Source organism: Bacillus sanguinis (assembly GCF_018332475.1).
In the GTDB taxonomy this organism is placed as follows: domain Bacteria; phylum Bacillota; class Bacilli; order Bacillales; family Bacillaceae_G; genus Bacillus_A; species Bacillus_A sanguinis.
Window position 1 is genome coordinate 1 of record NZ_BOQB01000149.1, and the last position, 19,362, is coordinate 19,362.

Consider the following 19,362-nt stretch of genomic DNA (forward strand, 5'->3'; position numbering starts at 1 on the left):
GGGCAGTTGATTCCCCACCTAACTTCCTCGTATTCGCCGAATTTTGAAGTAGGAATCTTACTGCCCGTTAAAGCGGGATAAAAGGAGTGAATGTTTTATGCACCGTATTACGCTTGAACAAATTTTTAAACACCATATTACACAAAAATACGTAAATCGTTCTGGGATGGTCCACGCGATTGCTGTCGCTTACCATGCGTTTCACTTAGCTAAAAAGCATCACGCCTCAGTCGATGCTGCAACAAAAGCTGGTTTCCTTCATGATATCGGACATCATACGTGGTACACAGGCGACGAATGGGACTATGACTTATATAAAAAGAATGATATCCATGCAATTAAAGGAGCAGAAAGAGCTCATAAATTGCTTATTAGATTAGGAGAACATCCGAAACTAGCAAAAGAAATTTCTATCGCAATTCTTCTTCATACAGATTCTTTCTTAGTACAACAAGAAATTGAAAGAACATCTCTTCAAAACATTATTAAATGGGCAGACGAAGCAGATGAAGAACCAGGCGGAGCACATCATTATAGAACAATTTCTTACGAAAAAGCATTAAAAGCTATTCAGCAGTTGGATCGATTAGTAGAGCGTGAATTGCAAATAGAGCAATCAAAATTGAATAACAGGGCAGAACATAGTTATCAATGAGAAAGAGGCATCACTATAGGGTGATACCTCTTTTATTATTTTATGGAAAATACACCTTTATATGTAATATTTAAATGTTACATATAAAAACAAAATACTTTATAATTAAATATACAAATATAAAGAGGTGATTTTACAAATGCAACCTGCTACACAACTTTCTAATGAACAGAAATACTCTATGTCATGGGGACAATTTATCAGCTCCGTTTTATTCGCTTTTTTCGGAACTGGACTTATTACTGTGTTCCTCGCAATGCCCTTAACAATTTATACAGCAGGTCTTACAGATAAAAAACAAATTGCCCTGTACGAATCTATTGCCAATACTGCAAGTACCGTATTACAACTAACCGTGTTGTTATTCTTCATTTTTAAATTCGAACCCGCAAAAAATTTACTATTAAAATCTTTTAACTTTAAAGCACTGAAAGAATGGCGCACATACGTATACTTACTTCTTTTCTTCGTTATAAACATCATACTCAATTACATACTGTTAAATTATGTGTTCCAAGACGCAACAAAGCAGCAATCTTCCGCACTAAACTTAGACATTTTTAAGCAGTATCAAATATTATTACTTCTCAGCTTTGCAATACTCACACCAATTTTTGAAGAGCTTATTTTCCGTGGTTTTTTACTTCACTTCTTCTCTGAACGCTTTCCATTTTGGATTGCAGCCATCGTAACAAGTTTCTTCTTCGGGATCGCTCATACATACTCACTTGGGGTAATGGTAATTACTTTCTTCATGGGATTATTAATGGCTATTTTATGCAAGAAAACAAAATCCATTATTCCAGCTATGTTATTTCATATTATGAATAATATGTTGGCATTCTTGAGTTAAAAAGAGGTATCATTGCGATACCTCTTTTTACTCTTTTATAACAACTTCAAACTCTTCCGTTTGCACAGAACATCAATGTCAAATCATTACTGTCTGTAAATATTAGCTTCAAAATATCATTTTTACTACACTGATGACTTTTTTGTATAAATATTCTATAATCTTTATATATAACTATAAAATAAATAAGGATAGGTGATTCACTATTATACAAGCCACGCAACTAACTTACCCACAAAAACACCCTATGTCACTCTCACAATTTCTATTTTCACTCGTTTTTGCGATTTGGGGAACAGGATTTCTAGCCGATCTCTTTATAGGCCTTCCTACCGTTATTTATACAGAAGGTTTAACCGATCCAAAACAAATTGCTTTAACAAAATCACTTACTACTTTTGGGAGGCATTTATTTGTATTGTGCATTTTATTAATTTTAATTTATGCATATAAGCCATTAAGAAATTTAATTGTCCCAACACTAAACTTTACAGCATTAAAAAAAGTAAGCACATACATCTATATCATTCTTTTTTACGGACTACATATCGTTAACGATATATTTATAATTAATAATATTTTTCCTGATGCGGTAAAAGAGCAGTCATCCGCTTTAGACCTAGAAATGTTAAAACAATACAAACTATTATTGCTAATAGGTGGCGCTATACTTGTACCTATTTTTGAAGAACTTATAGTCCGCGGTATTATTCTTCACTTCCTACAACAGCGCTTCCCATTTTGGATTGCAGCGTTTGGGTCTAGCTTCCTCTTCGGAATAGGTCATATATACTCAACTGGTGTGATGTTTAGTATGTTCATCATGGGTCTATTTATGGCCATTTTATGTAAAAAAACAAAATCCATTATTCCAGCTATATTACTTCATATTATGAATAATATGTTAGCCTTTTTAGGATAAAGAGAGGTATCATCACGTTACCTCTCTTTACTCTTTTATAACAACTTCAAACTCTTCTTCCGTTAACACTTTTCGATAATTCGTTTTCTTTTCTCCCTCTTCACCAGAAGTTAGGACAGGCGTCAGAAAAATTTTCTTTACACTATCTTCTAATTTTTCAAACCGCCAATAACTATTTTTCGATAATGTAAGACCTGAATGTGGTATTAACTCTTTTCCATCTTGATCTTTCGCGATAAATTTCACCTCTAATTTCGTTCCATTCAACATTTTATAGTTCAACTTCGCAGATATAGGAGAAACTTTTAAATCTTCCACTTCTATTTTTTGACCATTTTCTAATTTAAAATGCTTATGGATTGGGATTGTCTTCGTTTCAGCTTTTAATTTGTCTCCAGATGCTTTAAAGGAAAAGCCCCATTCTCCTTTCCATGTTGAATTCTCTTCTTTTAAAGAGATATCTCTATATACAACTTGTATATCACATTCTCCATGAATTTCTAGAGGGTTCATTTCACCATCTTTTAAATCTATATTTGAGAAAAATGTATACGTGTATTCATTTATTTTCTTGTCCCCGCCGCTACCGCTACCATTTAACTGTTTTCCATTTATATAAATATCAGGGCTAGGATAAGAGCCCTCTAAATTGATACGACTAGACTTAAACGTACTATTAACAATAATCTGCCCTTCATCTATCATCACTTCATCTAACCGTACTTCTACACCGTTATCATAAACTGTTTGTCCTATTGTCGTTTTATATTCTTTTAAAGGTTCCCCTCTACTGTTTACGTAGTCTTCCATTTTACTTCCGATTAACGGTATATCCGCAATCATCCTTCTCATATCTACAGTCATCATCATAATAAATAATGCCGCAGCCGATGTTACAATCGCTACATTCCGTTTCGTATGAGCTTTGTTCGTTTTTATTTTTTTACGAACTCGCTTTTTTATTTTCTGTTTCTCTATATGAGTTAAGTTAACCTCTTCATATTCATTCTCATCCATTTTTATATCATTTAACATTTCATATGGATCTTTCATTTTCTTCACCTCTCTTCTTATTTATTTCATCCGATTATGTAAAAATAATGCCCTTAGTTTCTTCCGACCTCTCGATAGACGATTGTATATAAAAGAAGTTTTCACTCCCATTTTCTCTGCAATATCTTCTACACTATCTTCTTCCACGTAATGCCTCATAAAAATTTCTTTATCGTTCTTCTTTAAATGATTTAATATATGTTCCATATCATTACTAATTTCGTTTTTAGGTGTAGTATGCATTGCTATTTCAACTATTTGATCTAATCCTTTTTCATTTACTGTCTTCGCATATTTTCTCGCATAATCAATAGATTTATATTTTGTAATAGCTGCAATCCAATTTTTTAACGTATTTTTCTCTTCATCATACTTTTCAATATGATTCCAAATTGCCAATAACACATCATCCATACATTCCTCTTGCACATCTTGAAAAGAAGCTAAATGCTTCTGAATAATACTTTTTATTAGTCCGCCGTACTGGTCGATAATAAAATATAATGCTTTTTCGTTCCTGTTCCTTAGCTGATACGCAACATTTTCTTCTGTAATTTTCATATACTCCCTCCTCTCTAACATGCTCTATATCTATTAATTCGTATCATTACTTCTCATTTCTATCAATTTATACATATTTATTAATAATATCCAAAATAAACCTCCTGTAGTAAAATATAACTGATTACTATAGAAGGAAATTATATATGTTGAGCTTACTTTGGATTCTTTATATGTCCTTCTTGTTTTATGTGGAGTTTTCAGTGATATTTTTTTAAATTGTTACTAGCATGAAACATCGTAAATTATTTGTTGGTTTAATAGGGCTACTCACCTTCTCCTTTGTCACTCTACCTTTTGTTTTTGGGGCATTGGGGTGAATAGCGATACAATCCTCCCTATTTCAACTACTTTATATTAGATACTGTTTTCTTTAACTGGATTATTCGCAGGTTTAAGTGAGTTACAGGCAAAAATTAAAAGTATACGTAATATGGGATTCATTATTTTTATCGTTGGAATATTAGAGGTTATCTTCTGGGTACTTTTATCTGTAGGGGATTCATTCTAAATATAATATTTTATCGGAGGTAATACAGAAGTGTTTGGAATATTAACTTGGATGATTTTAGCTCTTACTTTCATGTTATGCGCATTTATCGTTGGTATTTTTTTAATTATTGTAGGCATTAAACACCGTAAATCACTTACTATTACAGCTGGTTTAATTAGCATTTCACTTATCGTTGTTCCTATCACTTGTATAGGTTCTGGAATAGATTTAGAGGGGATGGTTCCAATTTCAGGAACTTTATATTGGTGCTTCTTCTCTTTAGCTGGACTATTAGCTATTATAAGCGGAAGACAAATATCGAGTATTCGTTCTATGGGGACAATTTTGTTTATAACAGGGCTGTGCTCCGTAACTGGTTATCATTTTTTATATCTAACTCTTTAGAAAGACAAAAAGCAGGGAAATTAATTCCCTGCTTTTCTATTTGGTTTATTTCCTGATGGTAAGAAGAACGATAACACCCAAGCAATACCCGCCAGTATCGTTGCAACTAAGAATGCATCGTTAATACCGTTAATTGCAGATAGCTTTGAAATTTGTCCATATAGTAGTTGTGTGCTCATCGCATCTCCTGCTTGCGCTGAGCCAGCTAAGGCTGCTAAACTTTGGCCCATACCGTGTACTTTATCAACTAAAATTGGATTTGACGTCGTTAACATGTTGCCGTAATCTGCTACGTGAGCAGTTGTTTGTTGCGTCATAAGTGTAATTAATATCGCTGTTCCAATTGAACCAGCTACTTGTCTTGACGTATTTTGCGTTGCTGTACCGTGAGAAATTAATTTCATCGGCAGTGCGTTCATACCAGCTGTCATAATTGGCATCATAATGAATGACATACCAATTGAACGTATAATATAATCCATCATAATAACGCTATACGGCGTATCCATCGATAACGTTGTGAATTCGTATGTCGCAAATGTTGTAATTGCTAATCCAACAATGGCTAACGGACGAATACCATATTTATCAAATAGTTTACCTGCAACAGGTCCCATGATACCCATAATTAATGATCCTGGTAGTAATAATAAACCTGATTCAATCGGTGTGAAACCGCGAATGTTTTGCAGATATACTGGAAGTAATAACATACCTCCGAATAATGCCATCGTAACGATTGCATTAATTACTAAAGTAAAAGTAAATACTGGATATTTAAATACTTGTAAATCAAGCATTTTATTGTCTGTCGTTAACTCTCTCCAAATAAATAATGCTAACCCAATTACACCGATAACAAGTGAAATAATAACTTCGGCACTAGTCCAACTATTATTTCCAGCTTCACTAAATCCGTACAATAAGCTTCCTAGTCCAATACTTGAACTAACAACACCAAATATATCTAATTTCGTTTTAGACACTGGCTGAGCTAGTGTAAAGAATTTTAAAGATAGGAACGTAATAATTAAACCGATAATAAACATCGCATAGAACATTAAGTTCCAGCTGTAATTTTCAATCACCCAACCTGTTACAGTTGGTCCGATAGCTGGAGCTAAAATCATCGCTACACCTAGTAATCCCATCGCCGCTCCACGCTTATGAGGCGGGAACAATGTCATGAAGATATTCATACCAACCGGCATTAAGATACCTGCACCAACCGCTTGAATAACGCGGCCCGTCATCATCATCGTAAAGTTTCCTGAAGTAGCACAAATGATAGATCCTACCGTGAAGAATAACATTGCCGCTACGAATAATTTACGATACGTAAATCGTGAAACTAAAAAGGCACTAATCGGTACTAAAATACCATTTACAAGCATGAAACCTGTAATTAACCATTGTGCTGTTGAAGTTGATACGTTAAATTCATTCATTAACGGAGGCAATGCAACGTTAATGATTGTTTGGTTTAAAATAGAAACAAACATGCCGAGAATTAATACAGCTACAACTGCTTTTACGTTCACATTCTCTACAGGCGTAGATATTTGTTTTTTCGGCACTTCTTCTTCTTGCTTTCCTGTTTCTAATTCAACTACATTAGAAATTTCCTTTTCTTGCTTTCGTTCAATTTCTTTCTCTTCTGTTTCTACCTTACTTACTTCTATTTTATTTACGGCTGGGACTTGTTCTTCTCCCACGTTCGTTTTTTTCTTTCGTAAAAGACGATTTACAAGGAAGAAGACGATTATACAAAATAGTGCATATCCTGCAATTGCAATTGAGGACATCTCATCTCCCCCTTACTTATGAATACGAACTGACACATTCATTCCAGGAACAATATTTACTGATTTGCTATGATCTAAAGAAATTTTAACTGGTACTACTTGTGTTACTTTCGTATAGTTCGCTGTTGCGTTGCTTGATGGTAACATAGAGAATGTGTTCGCTGTTGTTAATCCAACCTGCTCTACTTTTCCTGATAACGTTGTATCTGGGTATGCATCTACATACACATCTACATCTTGACCTTTTTGTACATCGTCAACATCTGTTTCTTCAATGTTTGCTGTTACCCATAAATTGTTCATATCAAATGCGTAAGCAATTGGGCTACCTGCTCCAACGAAAGCATTTGTCGTCGCGTTTGATTGTACAACTGTTGCATTTTGCGGAATTGTTACATCTACTGTTTGTTCTCCATTTGCTGCCGCTACAGTGACAGCACCTAATTTATCATTCTCATTGTAGTTCTTACCTACTTCAGCTTTCCAGTCAGTTAATTTACCTGCTACTGGCGATGCAATCGGAATTACCTTTCCATCAATTTTTGCATTGTCTGTTTTTAAGTAATTTTCCGCTTGATTGTAATAGTAATAACCGCCAATACCGCCGCCAACTAGTACAATTAATGTGATAATGTTGATAATCACCATTCTTCGAAACTGATTCATTGCATTCCTCTCCTTATATCGCATATAATTTTTTTCTAAACTATTTACGTCCTTATTGTTTAGATTGTTTAATTGTTAATTATATTAACCTTTAAACAAAAAAATCACACCATTTACAGCGTAAACGAGAATATGTCTACCTGCGAGCGGTGCTGATTTCTGAAGGACTATCGTTTATAATTATAAATAATTATTTTGAAACTACAACCGACAATTTCCGTATGAAATGTCGCTTAAACAACAATATAATACCATCGTGTTGTTTAAGTATAAAAAATTAAACGAGGAGAAGTAACAATGTCTATTAAAAATACAAACGATCCACGTGTAAAGCGGACGAGACAACTCATACAGGATGCTTTTGTCGCTTTAGTAGGCGAAAAGGGTTTTGAAAATGTAACTGTTCAACATATCGCAGAACGCGCTCCTGTAAATCGTGCTACGTTTTATAGCCATTACCATGATAAATATGACTTATTAGACAAAAGCATTGAAGAAATGTTAGAGAAGCTAACAGAAGTTATTAAACCAAAAAATAGAAATAAAGAAGAGTTTCAACTTACATTTGATTCACCAAATCCAACCTTTCTAGCCTTATTCGAACATATTGCAGAAAATGCGAACTTCTATAACGTTATGCTTGGTGATAAAGCTGCTGGAAACTACTCTTATAAAATGATGAAAACAATACAAACTCATTTAACATTAAGCTTATCTATTTCACAGCCAGATGATAAAGATCTTATGGTTCCTCGTGATATTTTAATTAGTTATGTGACAGGGGCTCACATTGGGATGATCATGTCATGGCTAAAAAGAGGAATGATATATACCCCACATTTTATGGCCATGCAATTAACTCGTTTAATTATTTTGGGCGCTCATACTGCTGCAGGATTAGAAAGACCTTTTTAAAACATAAAAAAAGGCGAAGGATATTATCCTTCGCCTTTTCTATTAATTAAATGTAATGTTATGTACAGCCTCTTTATCAAGACGTTTAATAACTTCTACAATTAACTTCACTGCATTTTCATAGTCATCACGGTGTAACATTGCCGCATGAGAATGAATGTAGCGCGTTGCAATCGTAATTGCCATAGACGGGATACCATTTACAGCAATATGAATGGCACCTGCATCCGTTCCTCCGCCCGCTACTGAATCATATTGGTACGGAATTTCCAATTCATCAGCAACATCAACTACAAAGTCACGTAAACCTGTATGTCCAATAACAGAAGCATCATATAAAATGATCTGTGGTCCATCGCCCATTTTGCTTTGCGCTTCTTTTGCCGTTACACCTGGCGTATCTCCAGCGATACCAACATCTACCGCAAACGCGATATCTGGTTTAATATAGTTTGCAGATGTTTTCGCACCACGAAGACCGACTTCTTCTTGTACAGTACCTACGCCGTATACAACGTTTGGATGCTTCTCATCTTTTAATTGTTTTAATACGTCAATTGCAATTGCACAACCGATTCGGTTATCCCATGCTTTTGCAAGTAACATTTTTTCATTTTTCATCACTTGAAATTCAAAGTAAGGTACAACTTGATCTCCTGGTCGTACGCCCCACTCCATTGCCTCCTCTTGGCTAGAAGCACCAATATCGATGAACATGTCTTTAATATCAACTGGCTTTTTACGCGCTTCTGGAGGTAAGATATGCGGTGGTTTTGAACCAATTACACCTGTTACATCTCCTTTACGCGTTACAATTGTCACGCGCTGCGCAAGCATAACTTGTGACCACCAGCCACCAACTGTTTGGAAACGAAGGAAACCTTTGTCATCAATTTGCGTAATCATAAAGCCAACTTCATCTAAATGACCTGCAACCATAATTTTCGGGCCGTTTTCTTCCCCTACTTTTTTCGCAACTAAACTTCCTAAATTATCAGTAGAAAGTTCGTCCGCAAACGGCTCAATATATTTCTTCATTACTTCGCGTGGTTCACGCTCGTTACCCGCAATACCACGTGCATCTGTTAATTCTTTTAGCATTGTCAATGTCGCGTCTAATTTTCCCATTGCCAACACCCTCCTTTTTCTTCAGTCACTTCATTATACAAAAGGAAATTGAAATATTCAAAAATTAAATCAGTATCCTTGTGTTTGACGCTGATGATTTACTTCGTTTTTATCTAAATACGCCTTTTCAATCTCTTCTTGTTCAAACTCAAGTGCTTGTCCAAGTCGAAGGTAGCTTGTAAATAATTCAATATAATTCGTAATAGATGGTTGATCTGTAAAACGAATCACTTTCGCATATGTGTCTAAGAAAATTTCTACTTGTGTTTTATTCGTTTGTGCACATTTATAGAATAGGAAGTTTTTATCAATACCTAAATCAATTCCGATTGATAAAATAAAATGCAAACCATCTACGTATTCTTCTAATATTACTTCACGTTCTGATGCTGGTTTGTTGCTCCAATATTTAAAACAACGTGTTTCATTTGCAAGTTCTCCAATTTCTACAAGAAGAGCCAACATTTTTTCTTTTAATAACTTTTTCGGTTGTAAGTCATGCTCTTTCACAATACGGTCATCTAATTCTTTTTGTAATTTAAATAGTTGTAGTAAGTCCATTCTATTGTCCTCCTCCAACATCGCATTTTACGCAACAATGTTGTTTCATCTCAAAGTTCATTATTATTTTTCGTTTCTTATTAATAAGTCAGCCATTTATCTCTTTACAAAATAGCTTGTCCTTAATTTACAAATACGTTTCAGTCATCACTATTAGATTGTTCACTCCGATTGGTGGTAGTTAATCATTATACGTGGATTGTCCACTAATAAAAATATTATTTTATCTGATGAAAGTTCCATATCATCTTTCCATTATAGCAGTGTCGTTTCAGGTAGGAAAGATACTCTTCTTTCCAAAGGGATATAATTAAAAAAAGCCAGGAGGATTCTCCTGGATTCATATGTATATTCTTCTATATTGCTATAGCTTTTATATTGATTTTGTCATATCGATAACGACATATCTCTCTTTGTATACAAACAAAAAACCTTAGAAGAAAAATCTTCTAAGGTTTCAACTAATTAATTAGTTAATGTTGTTTTTTGCAACTGTTGCTAATTCAGCGAAAGCTTTTTCGTCATGAACAGCTAAGTCAGCAAGCATCTTGCGGTTAACTTCGATGCCAGCATTTTTAAGACCGTGCATTAAGCGGCTGTAAGAAAGACCATTCATACGAGCTGCTGCGTTGATACGTGTAATCCATAATTTACGGAAGTCACGTTTCTTTTGACGGCGGTCACGGAATGCATACATTAGAGATTTCATAACCTGTTGGTTAGCAACCTTGAATAATGTATTTTTTGAACCGTAGTAACCTTTTGCTAATTTAATTACTTTTTTACGACGTTGACGAGTAACTGTACCACCTTTTACTCTTGGCATAATATTACCTCCTAATTGTTCTATATATCAGCCGAACTTATTTTAAGTTGTCAAGCATTTGACGAATGCGTTTGAAGTCACCAGCGCTTACTACACCAGCTTTACGTAGTTTACGTTTAGCTTTTGTAGATTTGTTAGCGAATAAATGGCTTGTGTAAGCGTGAGAACGTTTCAGTTTACCTGATCCAGTCTTTTTGAAACGCTTTGCAGCGCCGCGATGAGTTTTTTGTTTAGGCATAGGTATTTCCTCCTCTATCTATTACTTATCGTTTTTCGGTGCTAAAACTAAGAACATACTGCGTCCTTCCATTTTAGGCTTAGATTCGATTGTACTAACTTCAGCACAAGCTTCTGAGAAGCGATCTAAAACACGTTGACCGATTTCTTTATGAGTAATGGCACGTCCTTTAAAGCGAATTGACGCTTTAACCTTGTCGCCTTTCTCTAAAAACTTGATAGCATTACGAAGTTTTGTGTTAAAGTCATGTTCATCAATTGTTGGACTTAAACGAACTTCTTTCATGCTAATTACTTTTTGATTTTTGCGCTGTTCTTTTTCTTTCTTCTGTTGCTCAAAGCGGAATTTACCGTAGTCCATAATGCGGCATACTGGCGGTTTCGCATTTGGAGCAACTAATACTAAATCAAGATTAAGATTTGCAGCTAAGTCTAAAGCGTCATTACGAGACTTGATTCCAAGTTGATCGCCATTTGCGCCAACTAAACGTACTTCACGTGCACGAATTTGCTCGTTAATCATCATATCCTTGCTAATAGTAAGCCACCTCCAAGGTTTTCTCAGAACATATTTTGTAGTCATAGAACCCGACAAAAAAAGTGCGGGCATACGACACCCACACTTGTAAAATCTTAAGTAAGAAATACATTTACCTGTAAACTGCGAATGCGTCCATCAGGTGAGAAGCGGGTGCTTCTACTTGTTCCACAAAACAATATTCTATTATCCTTGATGAGTTTATCATAGGACATGACGTCTGTCAAGAAGACGCGATGTGTTTTACTAACAACAAGAAATATTGTAACAAACAACTAACATACTTGCAATACTTTTTTACGATAAGTATTACTTGGTTTTTTTTTCTAATTTCCCTAACTCATATTACATAGAAAAGCCACGGTATACCGCGGCAATTTCTTATCGTTTTCCTTCTACTTTAATCATATCAACAAAAGCATCTAATGCGATTGTTTCTGATTTTTGTTCACCGTATTTACGTACGTTTACGCCGTTTTCAGTTACTTCATTGTCACCTACTACAAGCATGTACGGAATTTTTTGCATTTGTGCTTCACGGATTTTGTAACCAATTTTCTCTTCACGAGTATCTAATTCAACACGGATACCAGCACGGCGTAATTCATCTTGTACTTTCTTCGCATAGTCTAAATGTACTTGCGGAGAAACTGGAATTACTTGCGCTTGAACCGGAGCTAACCAAGTTGGGAATGCACCTTTGTATTCTTCAATTAAGAAGGCTACGAAACGTTCCATAGTTGATACAACACCACGGTGAATTACAACTGGACGATGTTGTTTACCGTCTTCACCAACGTAAGCTAATTCAAAGCGTTCTGGAAGTAAGAAGTCTAATTGTACAGTTGAAAGTGTTTCGTCTTTTCCAAGAGCAGTACGAACTTGAACGTCAAGTTTTGGACCGTAGAATGCCGCTTCACCTTCAGCTTCATAGTAATCAAGACCCATTTCATCCATAGCTTCTTTTAACATACCTTGTGCTTTTTCCCACATCTCGTCATCAGCATAATACTTTTTAGTATCAGCTGGGTCACGATAAGATAGACGGAATGAATAGTTCTCTAAACCGAAATCTTTGTACACTTCTAGAGTTAAGTTTACAACACGTTTTAACTCTTCTTTAATTTGATCTGGGCGAACGAAAATGTGTGCATCGTTTAAAGTCATTCCGCGTACACGTTGTAATCCAGATAACGCACCTGACATTTCATAGCGGTGCATTGTTCCAAGTTCCGCAATACGGATTGGTAATTCACGGTAGCTGTGAATATCGTTTTTATAAACCATCATGTGGTGAGGGCAGTTCATTGGACGAAGAACTAACTCTTCATTATCCATTTCCATTGATGGGAACATACCATCACGGTAGTGATTCCAGTGACCAGAAGTTTCGTAAAGCTCTCTGCTTCCTAGTACTGGAGTGTATACGTGATCATAGCCTAAGCTTGCTTCTTTATCAACGATGTAACGCTCGATAATACGGCGGATTGTTGCACCTTTTGGTAACCAAAGCGGTAAACCTTGTCCTACTTTTTGGCTATTAGTAAATAATTTTAATTCTTTACCTAATTTACGGTGATCTCGCTCTTTCGCTTCTTCAAGCATACGTAAGTGCTCATCTAATTCTGCTTTCTTAACGAATGCAGTACCGTAAATACGTTGTAGCATTTTATTATTGCTATCGCCGCGCCAGTAAGCACCCGCAACGCTTAATAATTTAAACACTTTAATTTTCCCTGTAGATGGAAGGTGAACCCCACGGCAAAGGTCGAAGAATTCGCCTTGCTCATAGATTGAAATAACTGCATCTTCTGGAAGATCGTTAATTAAATCTAATTTTAACTCATCGCCGATTTCTTCAAAACGACGAAGTGCTTCTGCACGTGGCACTTCATGACGAACGATTTCTAAGTTTTCGTTCACGATTTTTTGCATTTCTTTTTCGATTTTCTTAAAGTCTTCAACTGTAATTGCTTCTTCCATATCAATATCGTAGTAGAAGCCATTTTCGATTACTGGACCAATGCCAAGCTCAAGCTTAGCATCTTTATATAAACGTTTTAACGCTTGTGCTAAAAGGTGGGCTGTTGAATGGCGTAAAATGTATAAGCCATCTTCAGAATCTAATGTAATAATAGAAACTGCACCATCTTCTTCGATTGGTGTAACAAGATCAATCATCTCATCGTTTAATTTTCCAGCCACAGCTTTTTTCTTTAAGCCTGGGCTAATAGAAGCTGCGATTTCTTCAGTTGTTACGCCTTTTGGAAACTCCTTCACAGCTCCATCAGGGAAAGTAATTTTAACTACATCTGCCATCACTGGTCACTCCTCTTTTTTTTCAAAATAAAAAACACTCATCCCGTAAAAAGGGACGAGTGTTGAATTCGTGGTTCCACCCTTGTTCCAATTAACCTTATTGTTAATTGCTCAAGTTCAACATAACGGTGTTGTCCGTTAGCAATTACTAGAAAAACCGTTCACTGCTAAAGTTTAGAGGTGGTAAGTAATCATCCCGTACTAGGAAGCTCACACCCTAAGGCTTCCCTCTCTGAAAATCGTAGAAAACTACTCATGTCCTCATCATGACATTTCAATATATTTCATTTATGTAGGTAATTATATGCTCAAAAACTTAGAAAATCAAGGGCGTTACCTTTATTTTTTAAATTTTTCACATTGCGCTCAAACTCATGTAATCCATGTAATTGTACCCGTTCTTGAAATACATTTCGCAAAGTAATAATCATATTATGGTCTTGTTCTTTCGTATATAAATAAATTTTTTTCGGCGAAATAGAGAGAAGTGGTGCAATTACTTTCGTATCAATATATACATCCTTTTGCTTTAATAATTCCTCATCTATATATTGAACCAATTTCTCCTGTTTTAAACGCCTACCTTTATCATCATAGAAAATAAAGCTTTCATCAAAAATAAGATGCACACAGGACAAACGTGATTTTCGGCTGCGCACTTGTTGCCTTAGCGTCTCAATAAACATTTGATATTCTTGTTCCAACTTATACTCATCAATCGACACTTCTGCAAGCTTAGCTACCATTTCCCTATATGTACGAAGGCGAAAACGAACATATGATGAAAACGAGAACGAAAGCGGATCACAAAGCCAGTTATTTAAAGAGGTTTTAATATATGATTCAAATGTATGACGTGTTAGTTCACGAGCAATCCCTTTTCTTCTTCCCTTTAAAATCTCATGTGCCATATGCAATATTTGATGACACTCTTCCTCTTCTTCATAAAAAAACTTCTCTTTTAAGATCGTATAAATCCACTCGTTTTGCTTTACATTCACAATGAAATATACCATTACTGGCAATAAAATCTTTTCAATATAATTCGATTCACATACTGGTATATGAATTACAATCTTCTGTTCCTGTAAATACACACTCGTTTCCTTATATAACAGTTCCGCTCTTTTCAGTAGTTGTCTATATACATGCGTAGCATCATTTTTTTCTTCGAAGCAAATTTCAATCACTTTTGTCCCCCCTTTTATCCCTGCTCTAAAGGATTGTATCTATACGTTACAAATCCTATAAGAGTCCGTCCCGTGGAAGTTCACTCTTAGTAGAATTACACTTCTTAGCGTTAGAAAATCCACTCGATATGGCTTGCTAATTTTATATATATTAAGGGAGGGAGAAAAAAATGATACAAGCTACAATGAATTTTCTATAAGAACTTTTTGTTTTGCAATTCACCTAGTCTGAAAAGTGTTCAAAACGAAAAAAAAAGAGCAAGCTTCTCAGCTTGCTCTTTACTTATGACGTCGGTTTTTCCCGCCAATTGTAATTGGCTTCGCTAAATATTTAATTCGTTCCATAATACGCGCTGCTTTCATTTGTTCTGCTTCACCACGCTGTGTATACGTTAAATGATGTTCCAATTCCTTGAAATCAAAATTAGAAGTAAAGAACGTCGGTAAGTTTTCTAACATACGGAATTGCAAAATTGCGCCAAGCACATCATCACGTACAAAGCTTGACATCGCTTCAGCTCCAATATCATCTAACATTAAAACTTGTACGCGTTTTACCGCATCAATCTTTTCCCCAATCGAATTATCTTGAATCGAACTTTTAATTTCACGTAGAAATTCAGGGAAGTATACGAGCATCGAACTTATTTTCTTTCGAGCAAGCTCATTCGCAATTGCTCCTAACAGATACGTTTTCCCTACACCAAATTTACCGTACAAATATAAACCTTGTACTTTTTTACCAGGTTCATATGTACTTAAAAATTCATTAGCTGCGCCAATTGCCTCAATACGAGCATCTAAATCTGAAGGATCTAAGTTTTCCATCGTTGCCTGTAAAATGTCAGTTGGCATATATACACTTTGAACGAGTTTTTCATATTTCTTTCTCTCGTCATATGCTACTTTTCTAACGCAACGATCGTATTGAATATCGATCATCTTCCCTTGGATAACGAGCTTCGGCTCATATCCTTGCAGCATGTTTTTACACGAACCTAGATCGGGACAATCCGCACAACCTACACTTTGTCCAATATATTCGTATAATTTCACAAGACTGCGCTCAATCATAGAAGTTGTTACTTCACCTTTATGCTCGTCTATAAATTCTTTCACGCGCGGATGTGCCATTACTTCCGCCTTTAATACTTCATATCTATTTTTAAAATTTTCATTTTCCATTAACTTTGCAAATGAATTTTGAATATGCTCCATTTTCTCACCTCAAAGAGCGTTCATTCTCTTCTATTAATCACGCTTATATTTTTTTAACACTTCTTCTAGTCGTTTTCGTTCATCATCTAACGTACTTACATCTTTTTTCTTACTTATATCTTTCTTGACTGTTTCTTTCTCTTGTTCTTTCGGCTCTTCTTTCAGCCAATCTGGTACCATTTCTTGTCGTACCGTTTTCTTCGATGTACGACCTTTTTTCTTCGTCTCAGCCCACTCTTGATATTGGCGATTCTCTTCTTTCGCTAATGCCATTGCTTCAGCTACTGTACCTACCTTTTTACGTGCCCAATGCCCAGCAATCTTCTCCACATACGTTTTCGCAAGTTTCATATCCGAGCGTAGCATAACGTAATAAATAAGTACATTCACAACACCTGGCGCTAACTTTTGATTAATCATCACATCTTCAACGATTTGCAAGTCAGCCTTTGTCGCCTCTGCCCCACCAGAGATTTCTTTCAATAGTTGTTTTGGTGAGATTTCCTCTAGCTGTTTGATTAACATCTCTTCTTGCGTAGAAGGCTCTTTTTCTTTCATCATACGTGCAGCGTGAGGCTGTACTCTTTCACTTAATACAGGTAACGCTTGACCGTTTTCGAACTGATACCAATCACGCGCTCCTTTTCTAAGCCTTTCGATATCAATTGTCTGCATCTCTGTCACCGCACCAAGCACGATATTTTGCATCGATAACACATCTACATCATACACGTAGGCAAGTGTAATGACACATTCTCGCACTTGATCTGTAATCGCCTTTTTAGGGACAAGAGCGGACAAGCCATCTACAAATAAGGAGAAATCAAAGAAATCATTCCAAACTTTCGGAGCGTCTCCCTTCTCGCGACTTGGCATAGCTGTCGTTTTTGGAATACGAAGATCTTCTTGCGCATGCTCAAGCTGCCCTGGATTGAACGAACCGAACACATCATTGAAAGAACGCGTAACATTTTCATAAGATGCAAAATCAAATTCTTCTTCTAAGAAATATTGCTTTACTTGATTATATTTTGTCCGACTCAATCGATTGTATAAAAAGATACTTAACACAATATCATCAAAAAACTGCTTCGGAGATAAAGGTGGTTGCAGCTCATATATAAACATTCGAATATCTTTTTCTTTCTTAATATATATCTTCAAAAGTCCAATTGCCTCTAACTTTACTCGTTCCTCATATATTTCGGGAAGCTGCATTTGCATGGTCACCATAAGGGAATGATGTGTATTCTCTTTTCCAAACACACGGTCTTGCTCTAACTCTCCCCATAGCGTCATGTACAAGCTAAAAGCTCTACTACCTATTAATGGCTGATACAACATCGTCAACACTTTTCGGTCGTAATTATGCAGTAACCCTTTCGCACTTACTTTATAACGATCAATTGGCAATAGCTCCATCCATGACTGTTTTTCCATTCTTGCTTTTCCTTTCTCTCATCCAATCTATCCTCTACTTCATTCGTTCTACCTTCATTATATAATTTCTTAGCGAAAAAGAGCTATTAGCTTTCGCTTCTAGCTCTCTTATCTCGTTACTTACGGTATGTAAAGAGAATAAAATCCAACTTCTACTCTCTTTCTTTTTGCAGTATATCTTTTAATTCTTCAATAAATACATTTAAATCTTTAAATTGGCGATATACAGAAGCAAAACGCACGTAAGCAACATCATCGATATCACGTAGTTCTTCCATAACAATTTCACCAATCATATCACTTTTCACTTCTGATATACCTAAATTACGAAGTTCACGTTCCACGCTTTGAGTTACTTCTTCTAATTGTCTTAAAGATACTGGCCTTTTTTCGCACGCTTTAATTAAGCCACGTAAAATCTTTTCTTTATTAAACTCTTCTCGTGTTCCTTCTTTTTTTACAACGATAAGAGGTGACTCTTCCACTCTTTCAAATGTCGTAAAGCGGCTTAAACAGCTTTCACACTCTCTCCTTCTTCGAATAGAGCGCCCCTCGTCTACCGGACGCGAATCTAACACTCTTGTACCATTATGAGAACAGGATGGACAACGCAATATATTCACTCCTTTACACTATACTCTTTATTTTTTCTCTACTTACTTCATCTGACAATATATATACATTATTATATAACTCATTTTAACTCTCTTACCACTTTAAGTTTAAGCGCATTATTTTATCATCTCGTTTTTAAAAATACGATGATAGATGCGGTGTTAACTTATTCGTAAGAGCTCCATTTCTTCAACTAACGAGTACGTTATATTTTCCCTTTTTTATAAACTAAAAAAGAGGTGCATTATACACCTCTTTACATTTTAAATCAATTATGTTCTTTTTTAAAGAGCTTTTGTTTCTCTCTGCTTAATTTCGAAGCTACCAGTGCCTCGAGGAAGCTCGATGCTCTCACGCGTTTTCGCGTTTAAACCTTCTGCAATATATTCTGCAGCAACATTTGGATCAATACGATCCCCACAAGTATAAACATCAATACTTGCGTAACCGTGCTCCGGAAAGCTATGAATTGTTAAATGTGATTCCGAGATAATTACTACTCCACTTACACCTTGTGGTGCAAATTTATGGAAAGCAACCTCACGCACTTCAGCACCAGCTCTTAGTGCTGCATCCACAAATAATTGTTCAATATACGGCATGTCATTAAGCTTGTCGAAATCGCAATCCCAAAGTTCAGCGATCACGTGACGACCCATCGTATCCATAGTATCCATTCTACAGTTCCCCCTTGTAAATTTATTCTAACTGTTCGAATTGAAAACTAATTTGCAATTTGGCTTGCTCCACTACCACGGGGGAAAGTTAGTCCAGAGAGGTCCTAACCCTTTAAGTAGTGACTACGTACCTCAGCTCTTAAGTTTACGAGTGTTAGTATACTTTGTTTATTTTCATTTTGCAACAACAGTTTTTTCGATTTTCTGTCATATTTTCCTCTTTACTTTTCCCTAAAAAAAATAAATGATTCACAAATACAGTAATCCCAACGTTTCGTGGTATGT

The 19,362-nt window shown here is 35.7% G+C and carries 20 protein-coding genes, 1 pseudogene and 2 other annotated features; of the genes and pseudogenes, 6 read left to right on the top strand and 15 right to left on the bottom strand.

The annotated features are described in order from the left end of the window. Positions 1 to 97 precede the first annotated feature (97 nt). From KI369_RS16655 to KI369_RS16665, 3 genes are all read left to right on the top strand, one after another. Positions 98 to 655 (top strand): HD domain-containing protein, encoded by a 558-nt coding sequence (locus tag KI369_RS16655; RefSeq protein ID WP_212956683.1) that lies wholly within the window; start codon positions 98 to 100, stop codon positions 653 to 655. Positions 656 to 794: 139 nt separating this feature from the next. Continuing rightward, a complete protein-coding gene (locus tag KI369_RS16660) occupies positions 795 to 1,508 on the top strand; it encodes a CPBP family intramembrane glutamic endopeptidase (protein WP_212956684.1) in 714 nt (237 codons plus the stop codon). Positions 1,509 to 1,755: 247 nt separating this feature from the next. Further along, positions 1,756 to 2,430 carry a CPBP family intramembrane glutamic endopeptidase gene (locus KI369_RS16665; protein ID WP_046956240.1) on the top strand — a complete coding sequence of 225 codons (675 nt, stop codon included), beginning with the start codon at positions 1,756 to 1,758 and terminating at the stop codon, positions 2,428 to 2,430. Between the two features lie 27 nt (positions 2,431 to 2,457). Here the strand turns inward: KI369_RS16665 and KI369_RS16670 are convergent, their stop codons facing one another. Together KI369_RS16670 and KI369_RS16675 are read right to left on the bottom strand one after the other, a co-directional pair. Further along, positions 2,458 to 3,483, bottom strand: coding sequence for a DUF4179 domain-containing protein (locus KI369_RS16670; protein WP_212956685.1), 1,026 nt, complete (start codon positions 3,481 to 3,483; stop codon positions 2,458 to 2,460). 21 nt (positions 3,484 to 3,504) lie between these two features. Further along, positions 3,505 to 4,044 carry a sigma-70 family RNA polymerase sigma factor gene (locus KI369_RS16675; protein ID WP_212956686.1) on the bottom strand — a complete coding sequence of 180 codons (540 nt, stop codon included), beginning with the start codon at positions 4,042 to 4,044 and terminating at the stop codon, positions 3,505 to 3,507. Between the two features lie 146 nt (positions 4,045 to 4,190). Here KI369_RS16675 and KI369_RS16680 point away from each other — a divergent pair. Together KI369_RS16680 and KI369_RS16685 are read left to right on the top strand one after the other, a co-directional pair. Next, positions 4,191 to 4,555: pseudogene (locus KI369_RS16680) on the top strand (DNA-binding protein). A 30-nt stretch (positions 4,556 to 4,585) separates the two neighbouring features. Further along, on the top strand, positions 4,586 to 4,942 hold the full coding sequence (locus KI369_RS16685) for an ammonia permease (protein WP_212956687.1): 357 nt from the start codon (positions 4,586 to 4,588) through the stop codon (positions 4,940 to 4,942). A gap of 20 nt (positions 4,943 to 4,962) precedes the next feature. On the opposite strand, the gene KI369_RS16690 is transcribed toward KI369_RS16685, so the two are convergent. Beyond that, complete coding sequence (locus KI369_RS16690; RefSeq protein ID WP_212956688.1) at positions 4,963 to 6,747, bottom strand: DHA2 family efflux MFS transporter permease subunit; 1,785 nt, start codon at positions 6,745 to 6,747, stop codon at positions 4,963 to 4,965. 12 nt (positions 6,748 to 6,759) lie between these two features. Then, on the bottom strand, positions 6,760 to 7,413 hold the full coding sequence (locus KI369_RS16695) for an HlyD family secretion protein (protein WP_048531600.1): 654 nt from the start codon (positions 7,411 to 7,413) through the stop codon (positions 6,760 to 6,762). 297 nt (positions 7,414 to 7,710) lie between these two features. Here KI369_RS16695 and KI369_RS16700 point away from each other — a divergent pair, with 297 nt between their 5' ends. Further along, entirely contained in the window at positions 7,711 to 8,328 is a 618-nt protein-coding gene (locus KI369_RS16700; protein WP_000023671.1) for a TetR/AcrR family transcriptional regulator, read from the top strand. A 42-nt stretch (positions 8,329 to 8,370) separates the two neighbouring features. On the opposite strand, the gene KI369_RS16705 is transcribed toward KI369_RS16700, so the two are convergent. The 11 genes from KI369_RS16705 to speD all read right to left on the bottom strand — a co-directional run bounded on the left by KI369_RS16705 (position 8,371) and on the right by speD (position 19,068). After that, positions 8,371 to 9,456, bottom strand: a complete 1,086-nt coding sequence (locus tag KI369_RS16705) for a M42 family metallopeptidase (protein ID WP_212956689.1) — start codon at positions 9,454 to 9,456, stop codon at positions 8,371 to 8,373. Between the two features lie 69 nt (positions 9,457 to 9,525). After that, complete coding sequence (locus KI369_RS16710) at positions 9,526 to 10,017, bottom strand: dUTP diphosphatase (RefSeq protein WP_000365057.1); 492 nt, start codon at positions 10,015 to 10,017, stop codon at positions 9,526 to 9,528. Between the two features lie 469 nt (positions 10,018 to 10,486). Next, entirely contained in the window at positions 10,487 to 10,843 is a 357-nt protein-coding gene (gene rplT, locus KI369_RS16715) for a 50S ribosomal protein L20 (protein ID WP_001138362.1), read from the bottom strand. Positions 10,844 to 10,880: 37 nt separating this feature from the next. Then, the gene (rpmI, locus tag KI369_RS16720; protein ID WP_001125945.1) at positions 10,881 to 11,081 is read right to left on the bottom strand and encodes a 50S ribosomal protein L35; all 201 of its coding nucleotides are present in this window, start codon (positions 11,079 to 11,081) and stop codon (positions 10,881 to 10,883) included. Between the two features lie 21 nt (positions 11,082 to 11,102). Further along, a complete protein-coding gene (gene infC / locus KI369_RS16725) occupies positions 11,103 to 11,606 on the bottom strand; it encodes a translation initiation factor IF-3 (RefSeq protein WP_000973214.1) in 504 nt (167 codons plus the stop codon). Positions 11,607 to 11,668: 62 nt separating this feature from the next. After that, positions 11,669 to 11,789 (bottom strand) — a sequence feature (ribosomal protein L20 leader region). 210 nt (positions 11,790 to 11,999) lie between these two features. Next, positions 12,000 to 13,937: a threonine--tRNA ligase gene (thrS, locus tag KI369_RS16730; protein WP_000786073.1), complete on the bottom strand. Its 1,938-nt coding sequence runs from the start codon at positions 13,935 to 13,937 to the stop codon at positions 12,000 to 12,002. A gap of 48 nt (positions 13,938 to 13,985) precedes the next feature. Continuing rightward, positions 13,986 to 14,214 (bottom strand) — a binding site (T-box leader). Positions 14,215 to 14,245: 31 nt separating this feature from the next. After that, complete coding sequence (gene ytxC / locus KI369_RS16735; protein WP_144612285.1) at positions 14,246 to 15,127, bottom strand: putative sporulation protein YtxC; 882 nt, start codon at positions 15,125 to 15,127, stop codon at positions 14,246 to 14,248. A 279-nt stretch (positions 15,128 to 15,406) separates the two neighbouring features. Beyond that, the gene (dnaI, locus tag KI369_RS16740) at positions 15,407 to 16,345 is read right to left on the bottom strand and encodes a primosomal protein DnaI (protein WP_212956690.1); all 939 of its coding nucleotides are present in this window, start codon (positions 16,343 to 16,345) and stop codon (positions 15,407 to 15,409) included. Between the two features lie 33 nt (positions 16,346 to 16,378). Beyond that, positions 16,379 to 17,785 (bottom strand): replication initiation and membrane attachment family protein, encoded by a 1,407-nt coding sequence (locus tag KI369_RS16745; protein WP_144612283.1) that lies wholly within the window; start codon positions 17,783 to 17,785, stop codon positions 16,379 to 16,381. A 152-nt stretch (positions 17,786 to 17,937) separates the two neighbouring features. Next, positions 17,938 to 18,399, bottom strand: a complete 462-nt coding sequence (nrdR, locus tag KI369_RS16750) for a transcriptional regulator NrdR (protein WP_001203687.1) — start codon at positions 18,397 to 18,399, stop codon at positions 17,938 to 17,940. 285 nt (positions 18,400 to 18,684) lie between these two features. Then, positions 18,685 to 19,068, bottom strand: a complete 384-nt coding sequence (speD, locus tag KI369_RS16755) for an adenosylmethionine decarboxylase (protein WP_002003660.1) — start codon at positions 19,066 to 19,068, stop codon at positions 18,685 to 18,687. Positions 19,069 to 19,362: the final 294 nt, after the last annotated feature.